Annotated in this window: 26 protein-coding genes; 10 read left to right on the top strand and 16 right to left on the bottom strand. The window is 71.0% G+C overall.

Annotated features, from left to right (window positions below):
- The first annotated feature begins 138 nt into the window (after positions 1–138).
- The 6 genes from M1D46_RS06885 to M1D46_RS06860 all read left to right on the top strand — a co-directional run bounded on the left by M1D46_RS06885 (position 139) and on the right by M1D46_RS06860 (position 6,175).
- Positions 139–1,050, top strand: coding sequence for a Bax inhibitor-1/YccA family protein (locus M1D46_RS06885; protein WP_271172311.1), 912 nt, complete (start codon positions 139–141; stop codon positions 1,048–1,050).
- A gap of 137 nt (positions 1,051–1,187) precedes the next feature.
- Entirely contained in the window at positions 1,188–2,102 is a 915-nt protein-coding gene (locus M1D46_RS06880; RefSeq protein ID WP_456286994.1) for a phosphodiester glycosidase family protein, read from the top strand.
- Positions 2,099–3,169, top strand: coding sequence for a glycosyltransferase (locus M1D46_RS06875; protein WP_456286993.1), 1,071 nt, complete (start codon positions 2,099–2,101; stop codon positions 3,167–3,169). The genes M1D46_RS06880 and M1D46_RS06875 overlap by 4 nt, the downstream gene beginning before the upstream one ends.
- 61 nt (positions 3,170–3,230) lie before the next feature.
- Entirely contained in the window at positions 3,231–3,821 is a 591-nt protein-coding gene (locus tag M1D46_RS06870; RefSeq protein ID WP_271172314.1) for a DUF4956 domain-containing protein, read from the top strand.
- The gene (locus tag M1D46_RS06865) at positions 3,818–4,585 is read left to right on the top strand and encodes a polyphosphate polymerase domain-containing protein (RefSeq protein WP_456286992.1); all 768 of its coding nucleotides are present in this window, start codon (positions 3,818–3,820) and stop codon (positions 4,583–4,585) included. Before M1D46_RS06870 ends, M1D46_RS06865 begins: the two co-directional genes overlap by 4 nt.
- Before the next feature lie 222 nt (positions 4,586–4,807).
- A complete protein-coding gene (locus M1D46_RS06860) occupies positions 4,808–6,175 on the top strand; it encodes a carbohydrate-binding domain-containing protein (RefSeq protein WP_456286991.1) in 1,368 nt (455 codons plus the stop codon).
- A 321-nt stretch (positions 6,176–6,496) separates the two neighbouring features.
- Here M1D46_RS06860 and M1D46_RS06855 read toward each other — a convergent pair whose 3' ends face one another.
- Positions 6,497–7,378, bottom strand: coding sequence for a formate/nitrite transporter family protein (locus tag M1D46_RS06855; protein ID WP_282978187.1), 882 nt, complete (start codon positions 7,376–7,378; stop codon positions 6,497–6,499).
- A gap of 169 nt (positions 7,379–7,547) precedes the next feature.
- On the opposite strand from M1D46_RS06855, the gene M1D46_RS06850 reads away from it, so the two are divergent.
- The 3 genes from M1D46_RS06850 to M1D46_RS06840 all read left to right on the top strand — a co-directional run bounded on the left by M1D46_RS06850 (position 7,548) and on the right by M1D46_RS06840 (position 9,297).
- The gene (locus tag M1D46_RS06850; RefSeq protein ID WP_456286990.1) at positions 7,548–7,928 is read left to right on the top strand and encodes an MmcQ/YjbR family DNA-binding protein; all 381 of its coding nucleotides are present in this window, start codon (positions 7,548–7,550) and stop codon (positions 7,926–7,928) included.
- Between the two features lie 167 nt (positions 7,929–8,095).
- On the top strand, positions 8,096–8,713 hold the full coding sequence (locus M1D46_RS06845; RefSeq protein ID WP_282978189.1) for a ClpP family protease: 618 nt from the start codon (positions 8,096–8,098) through the stop codon (positions 8,711–8,713).
- The gene (locus M1D46_RS06840) at positions 8,710–9,297 is read left to right on the top strand and encodes a ClpP family protease (protein WP_282978190.1); all 588 of its coding nucleotides are present in this window, start codon (positions 8,710–8,712) and stop codon (positions 9,295–9,297) included. The genes M1D46_RS06845 and M1D46_RS06840 overlap by 4 nt, the downstream gene beginning before the upstream one ends.
- A gap of 51 nt (positions 9,298–9,348) precedes the next feature.
- On the opposite strand, the gene M1D46_RS06835 is transcribed toward M1D46_RS06840, so the two are convergent.
- The 3 genes from M1D46_RS06835 to M1D46_RS06825 all read right to left on the bottom strand — a co-directional run bounded on the left by M1D46_RS06835 (position 9,349) and on the right by M1D46_RS06825 (position 12,659).
- Complete coding sequence (locus M1D46_RS06835; RefSeq protein WP_271172321.1) at positions 9,349–9,678, bottom strand: helix-turn-helix domain-containing protein; 330 nt, start codon at positions 9,676–9,678, stop codon at positions 9,349–9,351.
- A gap of 59 nt (positions 9,679–9,737) precedes the next feature.
- Positions 9,738–10,931, bottom strand: a complete 1,194-nt coding sequence (locus M1D46_RS06830) for an MFS transporter (protein ID WP_282978265.1) — start codon at positions 10,929–10,931, stop codon at positions 9,738–9,740.
- 447 nt (positions 10,932–11,378) lie between these two features.
- Positions 11,379–12,659, bottom strand: a complete 1,281-nt coding sequence (locus tag M1D46_RS06825) for an alpha/beta fold hydrolase (RefSeq protein ID WP_456286989.1) — start codon at positions 12,657–12,659, stop codon at positions 11,379–11,381.
- A 240-nt stretch (positions 12,660–12,899) separates the two neighbouring features.
- Here M1D46_RS06825 and M1D46_RS06820 point away from each other — a divergent pair, with 240 nt between their 5' ends.
- Entirely contained in the window at positions 12,900–13,238 is a 339-nt protein-coding gene (locus tag M1D46_RS06820; protein ID WP_456286988.1) for a hypothetical protein, read from the top strand.
- Positions 13,239–13,290: 52 nt separating this feature from the next.
- On the opposite strand, the gene guaA is transcribed toward M1D46_RS06820, so the two are convergent.
- The 12 genes from guaA to rarD form a co-directional block, all read right to left on the bottom strand.
- Positions 13,291–14,868 (bottom strand): glutamine-hydrolyzing GMP synthase, encoded by a 1,578-nt coding sequence (guaA, locus tag M1D46_RS06815; protein ID WP_271172326.1) that lies wholly within the window; start codon positions 14,866–14,868, stop codon positions 13,291–13,293.
- Complete coding sequence (locus M1D46_RS06810; RefSeq protein WP_282978194.1) at positions 14,865–15,383, bottom strand: DUF3817 domain-containing protein; 519 nt, start codon at positions 15,381–15,383, stop codon at positions 14,865–14,867. Before M1D46_RS06810 ends, guaA begins: the two co-directional genes overlap by 4 nt.
- Before the next feature lie 91 nt (positions 15,384–15,474).
- Positions 15,475–16,167, bottom strand: coding sequence for a nucleoside/nucleotide kinase family protein (locus M1D46_RS06805; RefSeq protein WP_456286987.1), 693 nt, complete (start codon positions 16,165–16,167; stop codon positions 15,475–15,477).
- Between the two features lie 2 nt (positions 16,168–16,169).
- Positions 16,170–17,000 (bottom strand): SURF1 family cytochrome oxidase biogenesis protein, encoded by an 831-nt coding sequence (locus M1D46_RS06800; protein WP_282978266.1) that lies wholly within the window; start codon positions 16,998–17,000, stop codon positions 16,170–16,172.
- Between the two features lie 65 nt (positions 17,001–17,065).
- Positions 17,066–18,184: a GuaB3 family IMP dehydrogenase-related protein gene (locus tag M1D46_RS06795; RefSeq protein ID WP_271172329.1), complete on the bottom strand. Its 1,119-nt coding sequence runs from the start codon at positions 18,182–18,184 to the stop codon at positions 17,066–17,068.
- A 56-nt stretch (positions 18,185–18,240) separates the two neighbouring features.
- Positions 18,241–18,516, bottom strand: a complete 276-nt coding sequence (locus M1D46_RS06790; RefSeq protein ID WP_282978196.1) for a DUF2277 domain-containing protein — start codon at positions 18,514–18,516, stop codon at positions 18,241–18,243.
- An 88-nt stretch (positions 18,517–18,604) separates the two neighbouring features.
- Positions 18,605–20,107 carry an IMP dehydrogenase gene (gene guaB, locus M1D46_RS06785; protein ID WP_456286986.1) on the bottom strand — a complete coding sequence of 501 codons (1,503 nt, stop codon included), beginning with the start codon at positions 20,105–20,107 and terminating at the stop codon, positions 18,605–18,607.
- A 129-nt stretch (positions 20,108–20,236) separates the two neighbouring features.
- Entirely contained in the window at positions 20,237–21,091 is an 855-nt protein-coding gene (locus M1D46_RS06780) for a metal ABC transporter permease (RefSeq protein ID WP_456286985.1), read from the bottom strand.
- Entirely contained in the window at positions 21,088–21,813 is a 726-nt protein-coding gene (locus M1D46_RS06775; RefSeq protein WP_456286984.1) for a metal ABC transporter ATP-binding protein, read from the bottom strand. The genes M1D46_RS06780 and M1D46_RS06775 overlap by 4 nt, the downstream gene beginning before the upstream one ends.
- On the bottom strand, positions 21,810–22,715 hold the full coding sequence (locus tag M1D46_RS06770; protein WP_271172334.1) for a metal ABC transporter substrate-binding protein: 906 nt from the start codon (positions 22,713–22,715) through the stop codon (positions 21,810–21,812). The genes M1D46_RS06775 and M1D46_RS06770 overlap by 4 nt, the downstream gene beginning before the upstream one ends.
- A 403-nt stretch (positions 22,716–23,118) precedes the next feature.
- Complete coding sequence (locus M1D46_RS06765; protein WP_456286983.1) at positions 23,119–24,276, bottom strand: hypothetical protein; 1,158 nt, start codon at positions 24,274–24,276, stop codon at positions 23,119–23,121.
- Between the two features lie 357 nt (positions 24,277–24,633).
- A complete protein-coding gene (gene rarD / locus M1D46_RS06760; RefSeq protein ID WP_282978201.1) occupies positions 24,634–25,578 on the bottom strand; it encodes an EamA family transporter RarD in 945 nt (314 codons plus the stop codon).
- Positions 25,579–25,690 lie beyond the last annotated feature (112 nt).

The raw sequence follows: 25,690 nt of genomic DNA, 5'->3' as shown, positions 1-25,690 counted from the left end.
CCGCGCGTGAACGCTTTCCGAATCACAGCCCTCCCATAGCATCGCGTGACTACTCTGGAGGGACAGCATCATCGTGGGGCTTCCGCGAAGCTCGACGATGAGACCGCGCCGTCAGCAGACCATAGGAGTGACCGCATCATGGCCAGCCCCGGTTTCAACAATCCCGTCTTCTCCCCCGATCCGCGCGCGGTTCAGAGCTACCCCGGTGGCCCGCAGGCCGCGCAGTACGGAACGCCCACCACCCCGCCGCCTGCCGGCGTCCAGGCCGGGCAGTTCGCCCACATGGGCGTCGACGCCGCGGCGAACGCCCAGATGGAGGGCATGCTCGCCGCGCCGCCGGCCGGCGCACGCGAGACCGGCCGCATGACGGTCGAGGACACGATCTGGAAGACCGTGGGCCTCTTCGCGGTCATGCTCGTGCTCGCGACGGTCGGCTACTTCTGGACCTTCGCGCCGGCGATCGCGACCAACAACCTCGCCAACGCGTCGATGATGCCGTGGATCATCGGCATGATCGGCGGCGGCATCCTCGGCCTCGTGAACGCGTTCAAGAAGACGCCGAGCGTTCCGCTGATCTTCGCCTACGCGGCGTTCGAGGGGCTCTTCGTCGGCGGCATCTCCGCCTACTTCGAGCTCATCTGGCCCGGCATCATCATGCAGGCCACGCTGGCGACCGTCTCGGTCATCGGCGTGACGCTCGCCCTCTTCGCCAGCGGCAAGATCCGCGCCTCGGCCCGTGCGACCAAGATCTTCATGATCGCGATGATCGGGTATCTCGTCTTCTCGCTCCTCAACCTCGTGCTCTCGTTCACGGGGATCGTGGACGGCTGGGGTCTCCGCTCGGGATGGCTCGGTGTCGCGATCGGCGTGCTCGTCGTCATCATGGCGGCGTACTCGCTCGTGCTCGACTTCGACATGGTGCAGCAGGGCGTCCGCAACGGCGCCCCGCGCAAGTTCGGCTGGCAGGCCGCCTTCGGCATCATGGTCACGGTCGTCTGGCTGTACGTCGAGATCCTGCGCATCATCGCCATCCTCCGCGGCAGCGAGTAAGCAGCCGCAGACGATCGAAGGCCGTCCCGCTCCGCGGGGCGGCCTTCGTCGTCTCTGCCGGCGTCTCCAGAGGAAGCCGGAGCCCCGTCATCCCGGTGCCATAGCGACCGCATAGCCGCGCGCTCGAGCATCGGGCCATGAGCGAACGACGGATCCTCTCACGCAGAGCCTTTCTCATCGGCGGGGCGACGGCTGTCGCCGGCGCCGGCACGGCCGCCTGGTGGGCGGCCGACCGATTCCTCGTCCCGCATGTCGAGGTCGCGAGCGTCGCGGCGGCCGAGGAGGCGTCCGGCACCGCGGTCTCCGAGACGGCTTCGACCTCGAGTGCGAGCACCGTCTCGATCGAGACCGTCACGACGGGCACGGGCGCCGACACCCTCACCTTCTTCGTCGCGCACGTGACGCTGGGCGACCCGACCGACCTCCGCACGGCGTTCGCGCACGACCAGTTCGGCGAGAACGTGACGCAGCTCGTGTCGGAGATGGCCGAGGCGCACGGCGCCCGGTTCGCCGTCAACGGCGACTACTACGGCTTCCGCGACACGGGCATCCAGGTGCGCAACGGGGTCGCGTACCGCGATGCGGGGGCGCGCGAGGGCCTCGCCCTCTACGCCGACGGGCGCGCCGAGATCTACGACGAGACCGCGACCACGGCGCAGGCCCTCGTCGACGCGGGTGTCTGGACGACGCTCTCGTTCGGCCCGGCGCTCGTGCGCGACGGCGCCGTCGTCGAGGGCGTCGACGAGGTGGAGGTCGACACGAACTTCGGCAACCACTCGATCCAGGGCGAGCAGCCGCGCACCGCGATCGGCGTGATCGATGCGACGCACCTCCTCTTCGTCGTCGTCGACGGACGCGAGGAGGGGTACAGCCGCGGCGCGACCCTGCCCGAGCTCGCCGAGATCATGCAGGGCCTCGGCGTGCAGACCGCGTACAACCTCGACGGCGGCGGCTCGAGCGAGATGTGGTTCGATGGCGAGGTCGTCAACCGGCCCTCCAACGGCGGCGAGCGGGCGACGAGCGACATCCTCTACATCGGCGGCGCGGCGTGACCGTCGTCGCGATCCCGGCCTACGAGCCGGACCACCGGCTCGTCGACCTCGCCACGGCCCTGCACGAGCGCGATCCCTCGCTCGACATCGTCGTCGTGGACGACGGCAGCGGCGTGGCGTCGGCGCCCGTCTTCGCCTCGCTCGAGGCCGCAGGCATCGAGGTGCTGAGCCACGGCGCGAACCGCGGCAAGGGGGCCGCGCTGCGCACGCTCTTCCGGCACGCACGCACGGCGCACCCCGACGCTCCCGTCGTCACCGCAGACGCGGACGGGCAGCATGCCGCCGACGACATCGTGCGGGTCGCGCGTGAGGTGGAGGGGAGCCCTGACGCGATCGTGCTCGGGGTGCGCGACTTCCGGGGCGACGACGTGCCGCTGCGCAGCCGTTTCGGCAACGCGGTGTCTGCGCGGATGTTCGCGGTCGCCACGGGCGTCCGGGTCGTCGACACGCAGACGGGGCTGCGGGGGCTGCCTGCTGCCGCGCTCCCGTGGGCGTCGCGCCTGCCGGGCGACCGCTTCGAGTACGAGGCGATCATGCTCCTCCGCTCGGCGCGGGCCGGCTTCCGGATCCTGCAGACGCCCATCCGGACGGTCTACCTCGACGAGAACCGCAGCTCGCATTTCCGCCCGCTGCGCGACTCGCTGCGCGTCGTGGCTCCGCTGGCTGCGTTCCTCGCGTCGTCGGTGCTCGCGGCAGCGGTCGACGCGCTCCTGCTCTGGCTGCTCCTCCTCGCGAGCGGATGGCTGCAGGGATCGATCGCGGGCGCCCGCGTCGTGAGCGCGAGCCTGAACTTCGCCGTGAACCGCATCTGGGTCTTCGGACGCCGTCGACAGCGCGCTCCCCTGCGCGTCGAGCTCGCGCGCTACGCCGCCCTCGCGGCGGTCGTGCTCGTCGCGAACGTGACCCTCATGACCATCCTCGACGCGCTCGGCGTGGGCCTCGTCATCGCCAAGGTCGCCACCGAGGCGGCGCTCTGGCTCGCCGGGTTCCTGGTTCAGCGCGCGTGGGTGTTCGCGCACGCGCGCGCAGCCGACCGAGCGCCGGTGAAACCCCTGGTCCTCGCTTGATCGGGGCATAGGAGGCCCATAGACAGCGCCGCTTCACTGAAGTGAACGAAAGGTGAACGACATGCCCGATCTCACGATGCTCGCCGTCGACCTGGCCGCCATCACGCTGCTCACGGTCGCCGTCTACTTCCACCGCCACCGGCGGCGCGACCTCGTCGTCGCGTTCTTCGGCGTCAACATCGGCGTCTTCGCGGTCTCGAATGTGCTCGCTTCGGCCGAGGTGGCCGTCGGCCTGGGGCTGGGTCTGTTCGGCGTCCTGTCGATCATCCGCCTCCGCTCGAGCGAGATCTCTCAGCGCGAGGTCGCCTACTACTTCGCGGCGCTCGCCATCGGGCTGCTGACGGGCCTCGCGCCGACGTTCGACGTGCTCCCGACCGTGCTCGTCGCGGTCGTCGTGCTCGCACTCGCCGTCGTCGACCATCCCGCTCTGTTCGCCTCCTACCGGCACCGCACGGTCGAGCTCGACGAGGCCATCGGCGACGACGACCAGCTGCGGTGCGCCCTCGAGGAGCGGCTCGGGGGCGAGGTGCGGGCGTTCTCCGTCCAGCACATCGACTTCGTCAACGACACCACGCTCGTGGACGTGCGCTATCGCGTGCGCCCGGCCGCGGCCATCCGCATCTCCGCCGTCCGCGAGGAGGTGGCCGCGTGAGCCTCTCGGAGCGGTTCGCGGGCCGCTTCACCCCGCTGTCCCTCGACGAGCTCGTCGAGGAGGCCGAGCTGCTCACCCGCGTCGACCGCAAGTACCTCATGACGGCCGACGACGCCGTGCGGATCCTCGATCAGGTCGATCGCCGCACCCGGGTCCTGGAGATCGACGGCGACCGCGCGTCGCAGTACGGCACGATGTACTTCGACACCCCCGATCTCCTGAGCTACCGCCTCGCGGCGCTCGGCCGGCGGCGCCGCTTCAAGCTGCGCGCGCGGCACTACGTCGACACCGACGCGGCCTTCCTCGAGATGAAGACGCGTGGCAGCCGCGGCACGACCGTGAAGGAGCGGATCGCGCACCCCGCCGACGCGGTCGACCGCCTCACCGACGAGGGCCGCGGCTACGCCGCCGAGGCCGTCGCGTCGCTCGGTCTCGACGCCGGCATCGCCGACACGCTCACGCCGACGCTGCACACGGCCTATCGGCGCACGACGCTGCTCCTGCCCGAGGGCGCCCGCGCGACGGTCGACACCGAGCTCGCGTGGGCCGATGCCTGGGGCGGACGGATGCACCGCCCCGACCTCGTGATCGTCGAGACGAAGTCCGCCGCTCGCGCGTCGTCACTCGACCGGCTGCTCTGGCGCGGAGGTGTCCGCCCGGTCGGCATCAGCAAGTTCGCCACGGGCCTTGCCGCCCTGCACCCCGATCTGCCCTCCAACAAGTGGAGCCGCGTGCTCCGCACCCACTTCGCACCCGCCGCCTGACCCGACAGGAGCCCTCATGAACACCGAACCCCGCCGCTCCGCCCGCACCGCGCGTGTGGGCCTCGGCCTCGCCTTCGCCCTCGCCGTCGCGGCCGTCACCGGCTGCTCCGCCATCGCGAGCGCGGCCACCGACACCGCAGCCGGCTCCACGTCGGACTCCTCGTCCGCTTCGTCGTCCACGCGAGCTCGGCCTCCACCGCCGAGGTCGCGAGCGTCACCGCGGTGAGCGACGCCAACGCCGACCAGACCGTCGTGAACGACGACGAGTGGTCGGCCGACGACGCCGTCGACATCGCCCTGTCGGGAACCGAAGCCACGACGGATGCCCCGGGCGTGACGGTCGCGGACGGCACGGTGACCATCTCGGAGGCCGGCGTGTACCGTCTGTCGGGCGACTACACGGGATCGATCGTCGTGGCCGCGCCCGACGACGCGCAGGTCGTGCTCATCCTCGACGGCGCGACGATCGCGGCAGCCGACGCCCCGGCCATCCAGGTGACGACTGCCGACGACGTCGCGCTCTTCCTCGCCGAGGGCTCGACCAACGCCGTCGCGTCGACGGGCGCGTATTCCGCCGATGCCGACGCGAACGCCGCGATCTGGGCCGACGCGGATCTGACGATCTCCGGCACAGGAGCGCTCACCGTCGAGGGGGAAGCGGAGGACGGCATCGCGAGCAAGGACGACCTCGTCATCTTCTCCGGCGAGATCACCGTGACCGCCGCCGACGACGGGCTGAAGGGCAACGACTCGCTGACGGTCCGCGACGGCACGATCACCGTGGACGCCGGCGGCGACGGACTCGCCTCCGATCAGGATGCGGACGAGACCCAGGGCTACGTCAAGATCGAGGGCGGCACGCTCGACATCATCGCAGGCAGCGACGGGATCGACGGCTACACCGACATCGTCATCACGGGCGGAGACATCGCGATCTCGGCGGAGGAGGGCATCGAGGCCGGCACGATCGCGATCGGCGGCGGCGTCATCGACATCACGGCGACCGACGACGGCATCAACGGATCGGCGGGCTCGAGCTCCGACACGGCGTCGGGTGAGGAGATGCAGGGCGGCATGGGAGGAGGCGGCATGCAGGACTCCGGCGAGCTCGTGCTCATCGCGGGCGGCGAGGTCACGATCGACTCCGACGGCGACGGGCTCGACTCGAACGGCTCGATGGAGATCACGGGCGGCACGACGGTCGTCTACGGCCCGACGAGCTCGGGCAACGGCGCGCTCGACACGAACGGTTCGCTCACGATCTCGGGAGGCACGGTGCTCGCGCTCGACTCGGGCGGCATGAGCGGCTCCCCCGCGACGGAATCGGCTCAGGCCTGGGTCGCGGCTTCCGCGTCGGGCGCTGCAGGGTCGACCATCGAGATCGTCGCGGAGGACGGCACGGTGCTGTTCTCGACGACCGCCGAGAAGGACTTCGGGGCCGTCGTGTTCTCGAGCGCCGACGTCGTATCGGGTGCGTCGTATGACATCTCGGTCGACGGCGCCTCCGTCGCGACCGCGACGACCGGCCAGGCCCTCGCGGGCGGGATGGGCGGCGGAGGGATGGGCGGCCCGGGCGGCGGGCGCGGCTGAGCCGCCTCCCCGCACCAGGCCGTGCCCGCCGTACCCGGAATCGGACCCGTGGGGCACACGTCGCCCACTGAGGCCGACACGCGCACACCAGCCCCAGCCATCCGAATCCGGACACCGGAACGACGCGACGCTCCCTCACCCACCGTCCCCGGAATCGGACCCGTGGGGCACACGTCGCCCGCTGAGGCCGACACGCGCACACCAGCCCCAGCCATCCGAATCCCGGTACGCCCGAAGGAGCGAGCCCGAACGGCACACCCGAACAGGATGCCCGGACATGCGGGAGCCCGGACGCGCGAGGCGTCCCGGCTCCCGTCGGTCTCAGAGCTGGTCCGCGAGCTCGGCCGGCACCCGGGTCGGGGCGGCCGCGAAGCGCTTGCCGTTCGGCTTCACGAGCGCGACGCGCTTCGGGGCCGTCCGGCCGTGCGTGGCGTAGATCGTGAGACCCACGAACGAGAGGCCGCCCACGAGGTTGCCGACGACGGTGGGGATCTCGTTCCACACGAGGTAGTCCACGAGCGTGAAGTCGGCGCCGAGGAGCAGACCCGACGGGAACAGGAACATGTTCACGATCGAGTGCTCGAAGCCCATGTAGAAGAAGAGCATGATGGGCAGCCACATCGCGATGACCTTGCTCGCGACGCTGTCCGACATCATGGCCGCGACGACGCCGGTCGACACCATCCAGTTGCAGAGGACGCCGCGCACGAAGAGCGTCAGCATGCCCGAGGCGCCGTACTCCGCATAGCCGACCGTGCGGCCGTGGCCGATCTCTCCGATGGCCTGGCCGATCGCGTTCGGCTCGGCCGCGAAGCCGTAGGTGAACACGATCGCCATGAGCACCGCGACCGTGAACGCGCCGAGGAAGTTGCCGAGGAACACGAGCCCCCAGTTGCGCAGCACGCCGCCGCCCGAGACGCCAGGCCGCTTGTCGAGCCAGGCCAGGGGCGCGAGCGTGAAGACGCCGGTGAGGAGGTCGAACCCGAGCAGGTACAGCAGCACGAATCCCGCCGGGAAGAGCAGGGCGCCCAGAAGCGGCTGACCCGTGTTCGTCGACACGGTCACGGCGAACGCGGCGCCCAGGGCGAGGATGGCCCCGCCCATGAACGCGCGGATGATCGTGTCACGGGTGGACATGAGGATCTTCGACTCGCCGGCATCGATCATGCGCGTGACGAGGTCGGCGGGCTTCACGTAGGACATGGCGACTCCGTGGATCTCGAGGGGTGCCTCCAGGATGGCGGCACGACGTTTCGCGGGACGCGTCGCGGTGTTACGGGCGATGTCCGTTCCGGTCACGACCGACGACACCGGTCTGTGACTCCGCGCGGATGCGTACGCTGGCGGAGGACCGACGACGAGGAGAGTGCGGATGGACGGCGACGACCTGCAGCGCCACGCGGCCGAGCGCGCGGAGGAGCTTCCGGGCATGACGCTCGAGTACCCCTTCGGACCCGAATGGGAGGTCTTCAAGGTGCGCGGCAAGGTCTTCATGCTGCAGACCGTGCGCGGCGGAGAGGCGATGGTGAACCTCAAGGCGCGCCCCGAGGACGGGGAGGCGCTGCGCGCGACGTTCGCCGAGATCGCCCCCGGCTATCACATGAACAAGCGGCACTGGATCACCCTCACGCCCGGCCCGGGGCTCACGCCCGAGCTCGTCGACGAACTCGTGACCGAGTCGTACCTCCTTGTCGTGCAGGGGCTCCCGCGGCGCGCTCGGCCCGTCGACCCGGAGACGTTCGGGCGCGCCTGAGCGCCGGGCGCGTCCTCGCGGCGCGGCCATCCGCTCTCCATCGGCGCGGCCATCCGCTCTCTCGCGTCGCGGCCATCCGCTCGGGGCAGATCCGCCATCCGCTCGGGGCAGATCCGCCTTGAGCCGATTCCCGCCCGGCGAGCGGATGGCGCGCGCACGCTGGGTGCATGGCAGACGAACCGAAGATCCCGCAGTTCACGGCGGAGGCCCGCCGTGAGCTCTACCACCGCCGCGTGCTCGTGCTCGACGGCGTGCTCGACGACGACAACGGCATGCTCCTCACGACGCAGATGCTCGCGCTCGCCGCCGAGGATCCGCAGGGCGAGATCGCGCTGTGGATCCACTCCCCCGGCGGCTCCGTGCCGTCGATGCTCGCGATCCGCGACGTGATGCGGCTCGTCCCGTGCGACGTCTCGACGCTCGCGATCGGCCTGGCCTGCAGCGCGGGGCAGTTCCTGCTCTCGGCGGGGACGCCCGGCAAGCGCCGCGCCCTCCCCCACGCCCGGATCCTGCTGCATCAGGGCTCCTCGGGCATCGGAGGCACGGCCGTCGACGTCGAGCTGCAGGCCGACGACCTCCGCCGGCTGCGCGACACGGTGCTCGGCCTCATCAGCGAGGACACAGGCCAGCCGCTCGCGCGCGTCTTCGAGGACTCGCTGCACGACAACTGGTTCACGGCGGAAGACGCCAGGGACTACGGCTTCATCGACGCGATCGTGAGCGGATTCCACGAGGTCATGCCCGAGCGGCGCGTCCGCATCGGGCTCGGAGCGGAGGCGGCATGAGCACCTACACGATCCCCAACGTCATCACCCGCGACGGCCGCGGCGAGCGCATCATGGACGTGTACTCGCACCTGCTCGCCGAGCGGGTCGTGTACCTCGGCACGCCCATCGACGCGGGCGTCGCGAACGCGCTCATCGCGCAGCTCCTGCATCTCGAGTCGTTCGCGCCCGACCGCGACGTGCAGCTCTACATCAACTGCGAGGGCGGCGACCCCGCGGCCATGCTCGGCGTCTACGACACGCTGCAGTACATCCGACCCGACGTCGCGACGACGTGCGTCGGCCAGGCCATCGGCGTCGGCGCCGTGCTGCTCGCGGCGGGGGCGCCCGGCAAGCGAGCCGTGCTCCCGCACGCGCGCGTCGTGCTCAACCAGCCGGCGGCGCAGGGGCGCGGGGCCATCCCCGACCTCATCCTGCACGCCGACGAGCTCGTGCGCGTGCGCGGCGACATGGAGGGAGTCCTGTCGCACCACACCGGGCACGACGTCGAGACCCTGCGCCGCGACACGGACCGCGACCGCGTCTTCACCGCACGCGCCGCCGTCGAGTACGGGCTCGCCGACGTCGTCCTGGAGCGGCACTGACGGACGGACGGCAGGATGGCCGGGGCGCGGCGGTCGCGCCCCGGTCGGCCGTCAGGCGGCGAGGGCGAGCACCGCGCCCGGCGCCTGCAGCGTCGCGGGGGCCAGCGCCGTCGCGCGCAGGTCGTCCGCCACGCCGGCGGTCAGGTCGAGGAGCGTGCCGCCGAGAGCGCCGAGGATGGCCGCGACGATCTCGCTCGAGGGCTCCTTGCGCCCGCGCTCGACCTCGGAGAGGTACTGCACCGACACACCCGCGCGCCGCGCGACCTCGGCGAGCGTCTCCCCGCGCTCGTGGCGCATGCGCCGCAGCCGGTCGCCGACGAGATGTCGCCAGAGCGGATCCGGCTCGACGGGGCGCGACGGGAGCGGAAGCAGTTCGGCCATGCCCTCACGGTAGGCATCGCGGCTCGCGCGCGCACCCCTTTCCGCCCAGAGCAGAACGGCTACGCGCGCCGGCGCTCGAGGAAGCCCGAGAGCGCGATCACGAGCAGACCCGCCACCGGCACGATGACGAGGCTCACCCTCAGCTCGGTCGCGTCGGAGATCGTGCCGATGACGAGCGGTGAGATGAGGAACCCGAGGCGCATGAGCCACGTCACGACGGTGAGCCCGGTGCCGGGGCGCAGGCCCGGCAGCTCGTCGGCGGCGTGCATGGCGGCCGGCACGAGCGTCGCGACGCCGAATCCCGCCGCGGCGAACCCGACGAGGGTGAGCGGGACCGAGGGCCATGCGAGAGCCGACCCCATGCCGAGCGTGACGAGCGCGCCGCCCGCGACCGCGACCATCCGCTGCCCGAACCGGTCGACGAGGCGGTCGCCGACGAGGCGCCCGATGAACTGGAACCCGATGAGCGCGATGAAGCCCATCGCGGCGAGCGCCGCGGGCGCGCCGAGCGATTCGCGCATGTAGAGGGTCGCCCAGGAGCTGCCGACCTCCTCGACGATCGTCCCGGCGATCGCGATGACCGCCAGCCCGGCCATGACGAGCGCGATGCGCGGCGTCCGGCGCGCGGTCGGTGCCGCTGCGGCGGTGGTAGTCGGCGTCTCGGCGTCGCCCGACTCCTCCTCGGGACCGGGCAGGCAGAAGCGCAGCGCGACGATCGCCGTCGCGGCGAAGAGCGCCCCGGTGATCGCTAGGTGCACGCCGAGCGGGAGGCCGATCGCGATCGCTCCGGCCGACATGAAGCCGCCGACGACCGCGCCGAGCGACCAGATGGCGTGGAAGCCGTTGATGATCGAGCGCCCATACCGCTTCTGCACGCGCAGGCCATGGGCGTTCTGCCCCACGTCGGTCACCGAATCGAGGACGCCCGCGAGGAAGAGGCCGAGGGCGAAGAGGATCGGCACCGGCGCGAGGCCGACCCCGAGCATGGTGGCGGCGAGGAGCACGGAGCCGATGACCGCGACGCGGCCGGATCCGAGACGGCGGATGATCGCGGCGGCGGCGAGCCCCGACAGGAGCGCGCCGACCGGCATCGCGGCGATCGAGGCGCCATAGAGGGTATCGCTGAGGCCCAGCGCGTCCTTGATCTCGGGGAAGCGTGGGATGACGTTGGCGTAGATCGCGCCGTTCGTGAAGAAGAGCGCGGACACCGCGCCGCGGGCCCTGCGCGCCTCGCGCGAGGGCGGGGAGGACATGCTCACCGGGTCTCCTGATCCATCCGCGATCTGCGGATGTGTGTACAAGCGTACACGGGGCGGGCGGGGCGGGGTTGGGGGCTGGGTTGGGGGCCGGGTGCGGGGTTGGGGGGTCGGCGGGACCGTCCAGGTCGCAGTTCGCGTCCCCAACAGCCCGAATACGGACGGCAACCGCGACCCGAACATCGGCGGGACCGTCCAGGTCGCACTTCGCGTCCCCAACAGCCCCAATACGGACGGCAACCGCGACCCGAACACCGGCGGCCGCCGCCCAGGTCGCAGTTCGCGTCCCCAACGGCCCGAAGACAGACGGCAACCGCGACCCGAACACCGGCGGCCCCACCCAGGTCGCACTTCGCGTCCCCAACGGCCCCAATACAGACGGAAACCGCGACCCGGACATCCGGCGGCGCCACCCGGGCGACCCGGACAGGCGCCACAGCCGGTTCAGGCGAGCGGTCCGCCCTCGGCGACGACGCGGTCGATGAGGGCGCGCACGATGCGCGGGTCCTGACGGAGCCCGTCGTGCTCGTACTCGTTCGTCACCCAGAGGTGCGTGTGCGGCACGAAGCGCGCGGTCTCCTCGGCCTGCGGGAAGTCGACGTACATGTCGTCGTAGTACATCGCGGCGGCGACCGGCACCTCGTTGCGCGCGAGCCGCGTCCGGTCGTACAGGCTCGGATGGTCGACGCGATCCGCGAGCGCATGCGCGGCATCGCGGAAGGGCCGCAGCGACGCGATCTCGTCGAACATCCACGGGAAGAACATCTCCCCCGTGAACGGCATCGGCCCGTCGGTCGCGGGCAGTCCGCCCCGCTCGTCGCGCACACGCTGAGCGGCCCACGCGGTCGCGCCGTCGCCTTCCGCGTAGATCTCCTCCTGCAGGAGCGCGTACAGCGGTCCGCGCCAGTACTGCGTGGCGGCGTCGACTTCGGCGAGGAAGTGATCGCTCGGCACGCCAGGGCGCGAGAAGGCCTCGTCGAGGAGCCAGTGCATCCGCTCGAAACCCGGCTTCATGCCGAACTCGATGCCGAGCGTCTGCAGCCGGCGCGCGGAGAGCCGGTCGCCGCTGGGCAGGCGCACGTCGGAGCCCTCGAGGATGTCGACGATGCGCGCGAGCGTGTCGGCGTCCTCCGGATAGCGACGGTAGAACTCGGCGGTCTTCGCCTCGACGCGCGGGATCGTGCGGCGGTAGACCTCGGCGGGATCGGGATCGACCGAGGTGAGCCCTCCTGTGACGTACGACGCGGCAAGGGCTTCGGGATGGAAGGACAGATACGTGAGCGTGAGGAACCCTCCGTAGCTCTGCCCGAGCGTCTGCCAGCGCAGGCCGCCGAACACCGTGCGGCGGAGGTGCTCGAGGTCGGCGACGATCTGCTCGGCACGGAAGAGCCGGATGTAGGCGGCCGCGTCGTCCGCGGTCATGCCCGCGATCGAGGCGCGTTCGACACGCGTGGAGCGCCCCGTGCCGCGCTGGTCGAGGAGCAGCAGCCGGTGCGTCTTCAGCACCTCGTCGATCCAGTCTCCGCCGCCGGGCATCGGGCGCGGCCCGGTGCCGCCCGGACCGCCCTGGAGGAAGACGAGCAGCGGTGCGTCGACGCGGTCGACGTGGGCGACCTCGCGGGCGAACACATCGATGGTGCGGCCGTCGTCGGGTGCGGTCCAGTCGAGGGGCACGGTGACGGTGTGATCGCGGATGAGCCGGTCGCGCATGCGGTAGGACGTCATCGTCCCATTCTCGCGGGCGCGAGTCGCGCGAGGCAGGATGGTGTCAGGCGCGCCGGACGGGCGCACAGGAGCAGGGGGATGCTCATGGATTGGCCGAACTGGTTGGGTGATCTGCCCACGTGGCTCACAACGCTGGCGATCGCGATCGCAGCGTTTCAGTACATCGGCGAGCGTCGTCGCCGCCTTGCTGAGGAAGATCGTGAGCGGAAGGCGCAGGCGACAGAGCTCACGGCCTGGGCTGTGACAGACGTCGAGCGCGACCCGCGCGTCTACGGCGTCGTCGTGTCCAACACATCAGGCTCGACCTTCCACGACATCGTCATCGACGTGACGATGCACGGCGAGCGCGTCGAGCATCCGATCGAGATGAACGTGCTCCCTCCCGGTGAGTACTTCGTCATGCTCAACCCGAAGGGCAGCCCGTTCGCGTGGGACTTCGCGAAGCACACCTCGGAGTACGACGGGAATCTGCGCCCCTACACGAAGAGCGACCGTTATCGGGTGCTGGGCTACGCGTTCTCGGACAATCGCATGCAGCGATGGACGGTCGACGAGCGGGCGGTGCTGAACAGCCTCTGAACGGCGAAGGCCGCCGCTGCGGGTGCAGCGGCGGCCTTCAGCGGGGGCGGGATCACTCCCACTCGATCGTCCCCGGGGGCTTCGAGGTGACGTCGAGCACGACGCGGTTCACCTCGCGCACCTCGTTCGTGATGCGGTTGGAGATCTTCGACAGCACGTCGTACGGCAGACGCGTCCAGTCGGCGGTCATCGCGTCCTCGCTCGAGACCGGACGCAGCACGATCGGATGGCCGTACGTGCGGCCGTCGCCCTGCACACCCACCGAGCGGACGTCGGCGAGCAGCACGACGGGGCACTGCCAGATCTCGCTGTCGAGACCGGCCGCGCTCAGCTCCTCGCGCGCGATGGCGTCGGCGTCACGCAGGATCTCGAGACGGTCAGCGGTGACCTCGCCCACGATGCGGATGCCAAGGCCGGGCCCCGGAAAGGGCTGGCGGCCGACGATCGCCTCGGGGAGGCCGAGCTCGCGGCCGATCGCGCGCACCTCGTCCTTGAACAGGGTGCGCAGCGGCTCGATGAGCTCGAAGTCGAGGTCATCGGGCAGACCGCCGACGTTGTGGTGGCTCTTGATGTTCGCCGTGCCGGCGCCGCCGCCGGACTCCACCACGTCGGGGTAGAGGGTGCCCTGGACGAGGAAGCGGATGGGCTCGCCCTCGGCCTTGGCCTCCTCGACGAGCTCGCGCTGCACCTTCTCGAAGGCGCGGATGAACTCGCGGCCGATGATCTTGCGCTTCTCCTCGGGGTCGGTGACGCCCGCGAGGTGGCCGAGGAAGGTGTCGGCCGCGTCGACCGTGATGAGGCGGACGCCCGTCGAGGCGACGTAGTCCTTCTCGACCTGCTCGCGCTCTCCCTTGCGGAGGAGCCCGTGGTCGACGAAGACGGCGGTCAGCTGGTCGCCGATCGCGCGGTGCACGAGGGCCGTCGAGACCGCCGAGTCCACGCCGCCGGAGAGGGCCGAGATGACGCGCGCCGAGCCGACCTGCTCCCGGATGCGCTGCACCTGCTCCTCGATGACGTTGCCGCTGTTCCAGTCTGCGGGGAGGCCCGCGGCCTTGTGCAGGAAGTTCTCCAGCACGTTCTGGCCGAAGTCGGAGTGCTTCACCTCGGGGTGCCACTGCACGCCGTAGAGGCAGCGCTCGTCGTTCCCGAAGGCGGCGACGGGCGTGACGGCCGTGGAGGCCAGCACCTGGAAGCCCTCTGGCGCCTGGGCGACCTGGTCGCCGTGGCTCATCCACACGTTCTGCTCGCTGGGCTGGCCGCCCAGCAGGACGCCGCCGTCTCCGACGACGGCCGCATCGGTCGCGCCGTACTCGCGCAGACCGGTGTGGGCGACCTCGCCGCCGAGCGCCTGTGCCATGACCTGGAAGCCGTAGCAGATGCCGAGCGTGGGGATCCCGAGCTCGAAGACGCCGGGATCGAGGGAGGGTGCGCCGGGCTCGTACACCGACGACGGCCCACCCGAGAGGATGATCGCGACGGGGTTCTTCTCGGCGACCTCTGCGGCCGTGATCGTGTGCGGCACCAGCTCGCTGTAGACGCCCGCCTCGCGCACGCGACGTGCGATGAGCTGGGCGTACTGCGCGCCGAAGTCGACGACGAGGACGGGGCGCGCAGCGGTGTCTGCGCTCATCGGGGGACCTCCTGGGTCGGTGCGGACGGAGTCGAGGGGCCGGAGGCGGCCTTGGCGGCCCGCTTCTCGGCGGCGGTCTCCTCGCGCTGGGCGAGGTAGCGCTTGACGTCGCGGGCGACGAAGTACTCCATGAAGAAGGAGAGGAACGGCACGACGCCGCCGCCGGCGAGCAGCAGGAAGCGCCAGAACGGCCAGCGCATGAGGCTCCACACGCGGAAGCACGCGAAGAGGTACACGACGTAGAACCAGCCGTGGACGATGAGGATGCCGAGCGACAGGTTGATGCCGTCACCGGTCGAGATGAGCTCCCCCGTCGGGCTCGGGACGACCTCGCGGAACGCGAAGAGGCCGTGGGAGTCGAGGAAGAACAGCTCGACGGCCAGCTGCGGCGTGTACTTCAGCACCATCTCGGCGCACAGGAGAAGCAGTCCGACGCCCGTGATGACCGAGCAGACCTGGTAGAAGCGGAGCGCCCGGCGGATCTGGGGGAAGGATGAGACCCGCGGCTGTGGCATACCTCGATTCTAGTGGGGGCGCACCTGGCGGTTCGCCGATGGGCGGATGGCCGCGGCCGCTGCGCGGGCAGGGCACCGTCCGCCGTCGACGTCAGCCCGTCGGCGGCCCCAGCGACTCGCCGGTGATCCCCGAGACGACGAGGTCGGCGCGGACGCGCGATCCCTCGATCAGCACGGCGTTCGCGCCGTCGACGTCGCGTGCCCACGCTGCGGCCGCCTCGGGCGTCCGCCCGTGCCGTGTGTGCCGCGCGACAAGCCGTGACTCGCGCTCGGCAGGGGGCGTCGCGCAGAACCAGACCTCATCCATCCGCTCCCGGACGCCGAGCCACGGCTCCCGGTCGATGAGCAGGTAGTTGCCCTCGACGATGACGACCCGAGCCGTCGGCTCGATCGCGATCGCCCCGGCCACGCCCTCGTCGACGTCGCGCTCGAACGCGGGCGCGTAGACCGTGTGACCCGTCTCGCGGCGGACCCTGTCGAGGAGCGCGACGAATCCCCAGCCGTCGAACGTGTCGATCGCTCCCTTGCGGTCGCGCAGGCCCAGGCGCTCGAGCGTCGCGTTCGCGAGATGGAACCCGTCCATCGGCAGCGCGACCGCACTGCCCTCGCGGCGCGCGTTGAGCGCCGCCACCAGGGCCGCCGCGAGGGTGGTCTTCCCTCCGGGGCTGCCCGCGACCCCGAGCAGGAACCGCCGCCGGGTGCGCGCGGCGAGCTCGATCCGCCGGGCGAGCTCCTCGACCCGCTCCGCGGGCGGGCCCGCGCGCCGATCAGCTTCGGAGGCCACGGCTACTCGTCGTCGGGGTCGCCGCCCGCGAGCTCCTCGAGCTCGCGCTCCCACGCGTCCTTCGCGAGGCGATACCAGAGGTAGAACGAGAACGCCGCGAACACCGCCCACTCGACCGCGTAGAAGAGATTCAGCCAGTTCACCGGCCCCGCCACCTCGGGAGCCGGCGACGAGATCGCCGTCAGCTCCGTCTCGACGAGGCCCGCGACCGGGTCATCCGAGGTGAGGTACGGGCGGTAGACGTCGATCCGCTCGCCGTCGATCTCGGTGTCGTGCCATCGGCTGAGCAGCGCGGCAGGCGACATCCGCGTCATCTCGTCGACGTCGTCACCCGGCGGCAGCTGCGGCCCCTCGTCGGAGATGACCCGCCCGGTGAGCGGCGTCGGCTGCCAGTCGACGACGTGCCGCAGCTCGGGGGCGACGTACTTCTCCTCCGCGCGCTCCTCGAGTGCGGCCACGGCGGCGTCGGCGTCCTCGCGGGAGGCGGTCCAGCCGAGCGCGACCGCGATCGACCGGCTCTCGGGGTAGACCGCGAGGGCGAACTGCCCCGTGACCCAGTAGCCCTCGACGCCGTCGTCGAAGCGCGACGAGACGACGATGAAGTCGCCGGGCACCCACTGGCCTTCGAGGGAGACCTTCTGGCCGACGAGCGCGTCGTCGAGGTACTGCCCCGGCCGCACGACCTCGTCGATCGGGCGGATGATCTCGGTCGCGCCGTCCTCGGGGGGATCGGTGTCGATCGCGCGCGCGAGCTGCCACTGCAGGAGCCACGAGAACACGCCGGCCACGACGAGGCACAGCAGCAGCATCGCGATCCAGCGCGGCCGCAGCATGACCTCGCGCAGCGTCGGCGGGAAGACCTGCGTCTCGCTCGCAGCGGGTGGCGCGGGATCGGCCATCAGTGCACGGGGTTCACGACGACGTCGACGCGCTGGAACTCCTTCAGGTCGGAGTATCCCGTCGTCGCCATCGACTTGCGCAGCGCCCCGATGAGGTTCGCCGTGCCATCCGCCACGAGGGCGGGCCCGTAGAGGACCTCCTCGAGCGTGCCGACCTGGTCGACCTTGACGCGGTGGCCGCGCGGGAGCTTCGGATGGTGCGCCTCGGGCCCCCAGTGGTAGCCGTTGCCGGGCGCATCGGTCGCGCGGGCGAGCGCGACGCCGAGCATCACCGCGTCCGCGCCCATGGCGAGCGCCTTCACGATGTCGCCCGAGGTTCCGACGCCGCCGTCGGCGATCACGTGCACGTAGCGGCCGCCCGACTCATCGAGGTAGTCGCGGCGCGCACCGGCCACGTCGGCGACCGCGGTCGCCATGGGCGTGGTGACGCCGAGGGTCGCGCGGGTCGTCGACGCGGCTCCCCCGCCGAAGCCGACGAGCACGCCGGCCGCGCCCGTGCGCATGAGATGGAGGGCGGCCGTGTACGTGCCGACGCCGCCGACGATGACCGGCACGTCGAGCTCGTAGATGAACTCCTTGAGGTTCAGCGGCTCGGCCGCGCTCGAGACGTGCTCGGCGGACACCGTGGTGCCCCGGATCACGAACAGGTCGACGCCCGCGGCGACGACCGTCTCGTAGAGCTCCTTCGTGCGCTGCGGCGACAGCGCGCCGGCCACCGTGACGCCGGCGTCGCGGATCTCGGCGAGACGCGCCGTGATGAGCTCGGGCTTGATCGGCTCGGAGTAAAGCGCCTGCATGCGGGCGGTCGCGGAGCGCTCGGGCAGCGACGCGATCTCCGCGAGCAGCGGCTCCGGGTCCTCATAGCGCGTCCACAGACCCTCGAGGTCGAGGACGCCGAGGCCGCCGAGCTTGCCCAGCATGATCGCGGTCTGCGGGCTCACGACCGAGTCCATCGGCGCGCCGACGACCGGCACGTCGAACGTGTACGCGTCGATCGCCCACGTCGTGGACACGTCCTCGGGGTTGCGCGTGCGCCGCGAGGGCACGACCGCGATGTCGTCGAACGTGTACGCGGGTCGACCCCGCTTGCCGCGGCCCAGCTCGATGTCACTGCTCACCCGCCCAGCCTACCTGGCCGGGTGACGGCCATCCGGATCCGCGCCGCGTCGCGCGATCAGGCCGCGTAGCGGCCGGAGGCGATGGCCTTCGCGCGCTTCTTCTCGGCCTCCTCCTCGCGGTTCTTGGGAGGTGTCGTCGCGACGAGGTCGGCGAGCAGGTGCTGGGTGGCGTGGGCGATCTCCGCGACCGCGCGGTCGAACGCCTCACGGTTCGCCTTCGACGGCTTCGTCGTGCCGGCGATCTTGCGGACGTACTGCAGCGCCGCCGCGTGCACCTCCTCGGAGGTCGCGGCGGGCTCGAAGTTGTGGAGGGTGTGGATGCTTCGGCACATACCCGCACGGTACGCCCGGGGCTCGGAGGGGTCCAGGGGTGCCGACGACGAAGGCCCCCGCCGGAGCAGGGGCCTTCTGTCGAGCGGCTCAGCGCTTGTAGTTCGGCGCCTCGACGACGATCTGCACGTCGTGCGGGTGCGACTCCTTGAGACCCGCCGAGGTGATGCGGACGAACTTGCCGCGGGTCTTGAGCTCGTCGATCGTGCGCGCGCCGACGTAGAACATCGACTGGCGCAGCCCGCCGACGAGCTGGTACACGACCGCCGAGAGGGGCCCGCGGTAGGGCACCTGACCCTCGATGCCCTCGGGGATGAGCTTGTCGTCGCTCGGGACGTCGGCCTGGAAGTAGCGGTCCTTCGAGTACGAGGTCTGCTTGCCGCGCGTCTGCATGGCGCCCAGCGAGCCCATGCCGCGGTACTGCTTGAACTGCTTGCCGGCCTGGAACACGATCTCGCCCGGCGACTCCTCCGTGCCCGCGAGCAGCGACCCGAGCATGACCGTGTCGGCGCCGGCGACGAGCGCCTTCGCGATGTCGCCCGAGTACTGGAGGCCGCCATCCGCGATCACGGGCACGTCGGCGGCGCGCGCCGCGAGCGACGCCTCGTAGATCGCGGTCACCTGCGGCACGCCGACACCGGCGACGACGCGCGTCGTGCAGATCGAGCCGGGGCCGACGCCGACCTTGACCGCGTCGACGCCCGCCTCGATGAGCGCCTGCGCGCCTTCGCGTGTGGCGATGTTGCCGCCGACCACGTCGATGTGCGCGAACGACTCGTCCGACTTGAGACGGCGGACGATGTCGATGACGCCCTGCGACTGCCCGTTGGCCGTGTCGACGACGATGACGTCGACACCCGCGTCGCGCAGCGCCTCAGCGCGCTCCCACGCGTCGCCGAAGAAGCCGATCGCGGCGCCCACGCGGAGGCGCCCCTGGTCGTCCTTCGTGGCGAGGGGGTACTTCTCGCTCTTGTCGAAGTCCTTGATGGTGATGAGGCCGGCGAGCTTGCCCTCGTCGTCGATGAGCGGCAGCTTCTCGACGCGGTGCTCGGCGAACAGGGCGATGACCTGCTCGGCGGCGATGCCGACGGGGCCGGTGATGAGGCCCTCGCTCGTCATGACGTCCTTCACGCGCGTCACGGGGCGCTGGATGTCGGAGACGAACCGCATGTCGCGGTTCGTGATGATGCCGATGAGGCGGTTGTCCTCGTCGACGACGGGCAGACCCGAGATGCGGTACTTCGCGCACATCGCGTCGACCTCGGCGATCGTCGCGTCGGGCGAGGTCGTGATCGGGTCGGTGATCATGCCCGACTCGCTGCGCTTGACGCGGTCGACGGCCGCGGCCTGGTCGGCGATCGAGAGGTTGCGGTGGAGGATGCCGATGCCGCCCTGGCGGGCGAGCGCGATCGCCATCCGCGCTTCGGTGACGGTGTCCATCGCGCTCGAGAGGAGCGGGATGGCGACCCGGATGCGGCGGGTGAGCCGCGACGACGTGTCCGCTTCGCTGGGGATGACGTCGGTGTGCCCCGGGAGGAGCAGCACGTCGTCGTAGGTGAGGCCGACGAAGCCGAACGGGTCGTGTTCTGTCATTGGGGGTGTCTCCTGCCGACGCGATGAGGGCTGCTCCGGTACGGGAGGGATCGCCGTCCCGTGCGCCGATTCTATCGGCGCGCCCGGAGAGCGGCGCCGTCTCGCTCACACCCCGCGCACAGGAAAGCCTCAGGCGGCGCGCACCCGCGCCATCCGCCGTCCGACCACCCCGTGCCGTGGGCTGAAGAGGTAGACGAGAGTGAAGACGACGCCCTGGACGAGGATGACGAGCGCCCCCGACGCGGCATCCAGCCAGTAGCTGAGGTAGATGCCGATCACCGAGCAGGCCGCCGACAGGATCGGCGCGATGACGAGCATCCGCCCGAATCGGTCGGTGAGGAGGTGCGCGGTCGCGCCCGGGATGATGAGCATCGCGACGACGAGGATGACGCCGACCACCTGGAGCGCGACCACCGCGGTGAGCGCGAGGACGCCGAGCAGGATGGCGCCGAGCAGACGGGGCGAGAGCCCGATCGCGAACGCATGGGTCGGGTCGAACGCGTAGAGCGTGAGATCGCGTCGCTTCACGAGCAGCACGACGAGGGCGACCGCGGCGAGCGCGCCGATCTGGATGAGGTCGCCGTCGGAGACGCCGAGGATGTTCCCGAAGATGATGTGGTTGAGATCGGTCTGACTCGGCGTCACGGAGATGAGGGCGAGCCCGAGCGCGAAGAGGGTCGTGAAGACGATGCCGATCGCGGCGTCCTCCTTGACGCGGCTCGTGTCGCGGAGCACGCCGATGAGCGCGACCGCGAGCAGCCCGAAGGCGAGCGCGCCGAGCGCGAACGGCGCGCCGAGGATGTACGCGATGACGACGCCTGGCAGCACCGCGTGCGAGACGGCGTCGCCCATGAGCGACCATCCGACGAGCACGAGCCAGCACGACAGCAGGGCGCAGACGACCGCGGCGACGACGGTCGCGGCGAGCGCGCGGAGCATGAAGTCGTACTGAAGCGGCTCGAGGAGGAGGTCGAGGGGGTTCATGCGGCCTCCCCGAGCCCGAAGGCGCGTGCGAGGTGCTCCGGCCGCAGCGCCTCGCCGACCGGGCCGTGGAAGAGGGGCCTGCGCAGGAGGAGGATGGCCTCGTCGGCCAGCTCGGGAAGCGCGTGCAGGTCATGGGTCGAGACGAGCACCGCACAGCCGTCGGCCGCGAGCTCGCGGAGGAGCCGCACGATCGTCGCCTCGGAGCGCTTGTCGACCCCGGCGAAGGGCTCATCGAGCAGGAGGATCCGCGCCTCCTGCGCGATGCCGCGCGCGACGAACGCGCGCTTGCGCTGACCTCCCGACAGCTGGCCGATCTGGCGGTCTGCGAGATCGACGAGGTCGACCCGCTCGAGGGCCTCCTCGACGGCCGCGCGATCATCGGGGCGGGCCCGCCGCGTCAGGCCCTGGCGCCCGTAGCGCCCCATCATGACGACGTCGCGCACGGAGACCGGGAACGCCCAGTCGACGTCCTCGCTCTGCGGCACGTAGCCGACGATGCCGCGCCGACGGGCGACAGCGGGCGACCCGCCCTCGATGCGGACGCTGCCGGCGTCGGGGCGGATGAGCCCGAGCGCGGTCTTGAAGAGCGTGGACTTGCCCGACCCGTTCATCCCGATGAGGGCCGTCACCTTCCCGGCCTCGAGGGTCGCGGACGCGGCGTCGAGAGCGAGGATGTCGCGGTAGCGGACTGTGATGTCGGCGAGCTCGATCGCGGGACTCATCCGGTCAGCCCCTCGACGATGAGCGACGCGTCATGCCGGATGAGGTGGAGGTAGGTGGGAACGGGCCCCTCCGGCTCGGAGAGGGAGTCGACGTAGAGCGTGCCGCCGAACGCCGCGCCCGTCGCCTCGACGACCTGCTGCATGGGCTTGTCCGACACCGTCGACTCGCAGAACACGGCTCGGACGCCGTTCTCCTCGACGAACTCGATGGCGGCGGCGATCTGCTGAGGCGTCGCCTGCTGCTCGGCGTTGACGGGCCAGATGTACGCCTCGGTGAGCCCCGCGTCACGCGCGAGGTACGAGAACGCCCCCTCGCATGTGACGAGCGCCCGCTCGTTCTCCGGCAGCGGCGCGAGCGCGTCGACGAGCTCGTCCTGCACGGCCTGCAGCTGCTGCGCGTAGGCCTCTCCGTTCGCCGCGAAGTCGTCGGCGTGCTCGGGGTCGAGCTCGCTGAACGCCTCGACCATGTTGTCGACGTACACCTGCACGTTGACGGGGCTCATCCAGGCGTGCGGGTTCGGCTTGCCGGCGTACGCGTCGCCGGCGATGTCGATAGGCTCGACGCCCTCCGACACGACGACGTGCGGCACGTCGACGGAGTCGACGAACTGCGCGAACCACGCCTCGAGGTTGAGGCCGTTGTCGAGGATGAGGTCGGCGTCGGCGGCGCGCCGGATGTCTCCTGGCGTCGGCTCGTAGCCGTGGATCTCGGCCCCGACCTTCGTGATCGACTCGACCGAGAGGTGCTCGCCCGCGACATTGCGGGCGATGTCGGCGAGCACGGTGAAGGTGGTGAGGACGACCGGGCGGTCGTCATCCTGGGGCGCGGCGCCCCCGGCGCACCCCGAGAGCAGGGCGACCGCCGCAAGGACGGCACCTCCCCGGACGAGATTTTTCGGCATACCGAAAAAGTAGCTTTTCGGTGAACCGAAAACAAGGCGCTTGCGGATGGGCGCCGAGGCGCGGTAGGCGGATGGCCGACAGGGCCTGCGCGGAGTCGCGGCTGGCGGCGCCCGGCGCGGCACACCGTCACCGGAATCGGCCCCGTGGTGCTGGAGTCGCCTCCTGCGCATGACACGCGCACACCATCCCCAGCCATCCGAATCCGTGACCCGCAGCGGGTGACGACCGCGGTCACAACCGTCGCCGGAATCGGACCTGTGGGGCACGAGTCTCCTCCTGCGCACGACACGCGCACACCAGCCCCAGCCATCCGAATCCGTGACGTGCCGCACCTCGCTACTGCCGGGCGGCGGAGAAGGCTCGCGCTGAGCTCCTTCCGGAGACCCGCGCGAGCCCCTCCCGTCAGGAGCAGCGCACGATCGGCCCGGTCACGTTCGAGATGACCAGGTTGTCCGCACACGGGTTCTCGACGATGCGCGCGCCGTTGATGAGCGTGAGGTTGCGCAGCGTGATGTCGCGGTTGCCGGGGAACTCCGTCCGCTCGGCGAGGCGCACGTCACCGCGCGAGATCGTGCCGCTCGTCGTGGCGAGGCTCACATTCGCGCAGTTCTCGATGAGCACGGGGTTGTTGCCGGTGTCCGTGAGCTCGACGCGGTCGATGATGAGTCCGCCGCTCTCCGACACGCAGAAGACGCCCCGGCCGCCCCCGGTCGCCTTGACGGTGCCGACGCGGATGTTCGTCGGATACGCGTCGCCGATGCGACCGGCCCTGTTGGCGATGCGGAACGCGGCATAGCCCGTCCCCGTGCCCGCGCCGACGGCGTCGACCGTGCCGACCGTCGCGTTCACCGTGTTGTTGAGGAGGAGTCCGGAGTGCGCCACGTCGCGAGCGGTCACGGTGCCGACCGTGAGGCCGTCGACGCCGTATGTCTCGACGGCGTGCGAACCCGCGCCCGAGACGTAGACGCTGTCGATGACGATGTTCTTCGCGTAGACGCTCGTGTCGCCGAGGTTGTCGATGCGCACGCCGAGGCCGCCGCTCAGTCGCATGTCGATGTCGCGCAGGCGGAGGTTGTCGACGTTCCGCGCGAAGATCCCGTACACCGGGGTTCCCGTCAGGTGCAGCCGCGCGATCTCGATGTCGTGCGCGCCGCGCATGTAGACGCCCGCGACATTCCCGGATCCGGTGCCGGTGACGTTGATCGTGCCGCAGGACTCGAGCGTGGTGTAGCTCGGCATCGTGATCCGGGCGTTCGCGCTCATCGTCCCCGATCCGTTGACGACCACGCGCTGCTTGCTCGTCCTCCCCGCGTCGAGGCCGGAGATGGCCGTGTTGATGGCCGTGAGCATGTCAGCGCCCTCCCACAGGAGGGTCGAGCCGCGATACGCGCGCCAGGTGCTGCCGTCTTGCACAGCGGCCCCGTGCACGGTCGAGCCGGTGCAGCTCGTGCCGGCGGCATGGGCCGGGGCGGCGAGAGCCAGTCCCGCGATGCAGAGGATGGTCGTCGCGAGCGCGGACAGGATGGCGCGGCTGCGCCGCCGCGCGTGAGCATGTCTCAAGATGGGTCCCCTTCGACACGCCGCCCGCGATCCGCGTCCTCTTTGACGCGGCGGACGGCGACTGACTCGCAGAGTAGCGACGCGTCAGTCAGGAGAGGAAGCGTTTTCCCGAAATGCACGACCCGCAGCGACGGTCACCGGAATCGGACCGGTGGTGCTGGAGTCGCCTCCTGCGCACGACACGCGCACACACGCCCCAGCCATCCGAATCCGTGCCCCTCAGCAGGCGAAGACCGCGGTCACAACCGTCGAGTCACCCCGCCCACTCGCCCCAAAACGCGGCGACCCGCCGCCGCGCTTCGACCCAGAACGCCGCCCCAGAACGCCGCCCCAGAACGCCGCCCCAGAACGCCGACCTCAGGCGACGGGCTCGGGCTCCAGGGCCGGTCGGGGGCGACGGGCGTGCCGGATCATGTCCACGCTCAGCACGACGAGCGCGACCCAGACGATGCCGAAGCCGATCCACCTCTCGAGCGGCATGGGCTCGTGGAGCACGACGACGCCGACGAGGAACTGCAGGATCGGCGCGATGAACTGCAGGAGCCCCACCGCCGTCAGCGAGATGCGCCGGGCGCCTGCCGCGAAGAGCAGCAGCGGCACGGCCGTGGCGACGCCCGCGAGCGACAGCATCACGGTGTGCAGCGTGCTGACGGTTCCGTAGGTCAGCCCCGCCGTCGCCGCGACGACGACGAGCTGCACGACCGCGACCGGCGCGAGCCACATCGTCTCGAGCGCGAGGCCACTGACCGCGTCGACCGCGCCGCCGATCCGGTTCTTGACGAGCCCGTAGAGGCCGAACGACGTGCTGAGGATGAGCGCGATCCACGGCACGGAGCCGTATCCGACGACGATCACGACCACCGCCGCGGCCGCGATGCCGACCGCGGCCCACTGCGCGGGGCGCAGCCGCTCGTGCAGCACGAGCACCGCGAGGACGACCGTCGTGATCGGGTTGATGAAGTACCCGAGGCTCGACTCCACGACGTGCCCGGTGAGGGTCGCGATGAGGAAGGTCTGCCAGTTGACGTAGATGAGGACGCCGGCGATCGCCGTCCACAGCGCGAGACGGGGGTTCCGCAGCACCGCGATCATCCGGCCCCATCCGCGCGCGACGGTGAGCAGGATGGCGCAGAAGACGAGCGAGAGGAGGACGCGCCAGGCGACGACCTCCCAGGGGCCGGTCGGCGCGAGGAAGACGAAGTAGAGCGGGAGCACACCCCACAGCAGGTAGGCGCTGAAGCCGTACCCCGTGCCGAGCGCCCGCTCGCGTTCCGAGGATCCAGTGGCGGAGAGCGTGGTCACCGATCCAGCCTAGGTCGGCAGGTGGTCCGCGAGGGCGGCCGGGACGGTGCCGCGGCGGTCATCCTCCGGCGCATTCCTGCCACGCGGTCATCCCCGCGCATGCAGAAGGGCC

It is taken from the genome of Microbacterium sp. JZ70, assembly GCF_053903225.1.
This window is presented reverse-complemented; position numbering and strand designations above follow the sequence as displayed.

Excerpts from the sequence above, each read along its gene's own strand:
- M1D46_RS06780 (WP_456286985.1), bottom strand. The coding sequence starts at position 21,091 with ATGAACCCCCTCGACCTCCTCCTCGAGCCGCTTCAGTACGACTTCATG.
- M1D46_RS06850 (WP_456286990.1), top strand. The coding sequence starts at position 7,548 with ATGGACGGCGACGACCTGCAGCGCCACGCGGCCGAGCGCGCGGAGGAG.
- M1D46_RS06880 (WP_456286994.1), top strand. The coding sequence starts at position 1,188 with ATGAGCGAACGACGGATCCTCTCACGCAGAGCCTTTCTCATCGGCGGG.
- guaB (WP_456286986.1), bottom strand. The coding sequence starts at position 20,107 with ATGACAGAACACGACCCGTTCGGCTTCGTCGGCCTCACCTACGACGAC.
- M1D46_RS06835 (WP_271172321.1), bottom strand. The coding sequence starts at position 9,678 with ATGGCCGAACTGCTTCCGCTCCCGTCGCGCCCCGTCGAGCCGGATCCG.
- M1D46_RS06855 (WP_282978187.1), bottom strand. The coding sequence starts at position 7,378 with ATGTCCTACGTGAAGCCCGCCGACCTCGTCACGCGCATGATCGATGCC.
- guaA (WP_271172326.1), bottom strand. The coding sequence starts at position 14,868 with ATGAGCGCAGACACCGCTGCGCGCCCCGTCCTCGTCGTCGACTTCGGC.
- M1D46_RS06800 (WP_282978266.1), bottom strand. The coding sequence starts at position 17,000 with ATGCTGCGGCCGCGCTGGATCGCGATGCTGCTGCTGTGCCTCGTCGTG.
- M1D46_RS06825 (WP_456286989.1), bottom strand. The coding sequence starts at position 12,659 with ATGACGTCCTACCGCATGCGCGACCGGCTCATCCGCGATCACACCGTC.
- M1D46_RS06830 (WP_282978265.1), bottom strand. The coding sequence starts at position 10,931 with ATGTCCTCCCCGCCCTCGCGCGAGGCGCGCAGGGCCCGCGGCGCGGTG.
- M1D46_RS06775 (WP_456286984.1), bottom strand. The coding sequence starts at position 21,813 with ATGAGTCCCGCGATCGAGCTCGCCGACATCACAGTCCGCTACCGCGAC.
- M1D46_RS06870 (WP_271172314.1), top strand. The coding sequence starts at position 3,231 with ATGCCCGATCTCACGATGCTCGCCGTCGACCTGGCCGCCATCACGCTG.
- M1D46_RS06840 (WP_282978190.1), top strand. The coding sequence starts at position 8,710 with ATGAGCACCTACACGATCCCCAACGTCATCACCCGCGACGGCCGCGGC.
- M1D46_RS06845 (WP_282978189.1), top strand. The coding sequence starts at position 8,096 with ATGGCAGACGAACCGAAGATCCCGCAGTTCACGGCGGAGGCCCGCCGT.
- M1D46_RS06790 (WP_282978196.1), bottom strand. The coding sequence starts at position 18,516 with ATGTGCCGAAGCATCCACACCCTCCACAACTTCGAGCCCGCCGCGACC.
- M1D46_RS06885 (WP_271172311.1), top strand. The coding sequence starts at position 139 with ATGGCCAGCCCCGGTTTCAACAATCCCGTCTTCTCCCCCGATCCGCGC.
- M1D46_RS06810 (WP_282978194.1), bottom strand. The coding sequence starts at position 15,383 with ATGCCACAGCCGCGGGTCTCATCCTTCCCCCAGATCCGCCGGGCGCTC.
- M1D46_RS06770 (WP_271172334.1), bottom strand. The coding sequence starts at position 22,715 with ATGCCGAAAAATCTCGTCCGGGGAGGTGCCGTCCTTGCGGCGGTCGCC.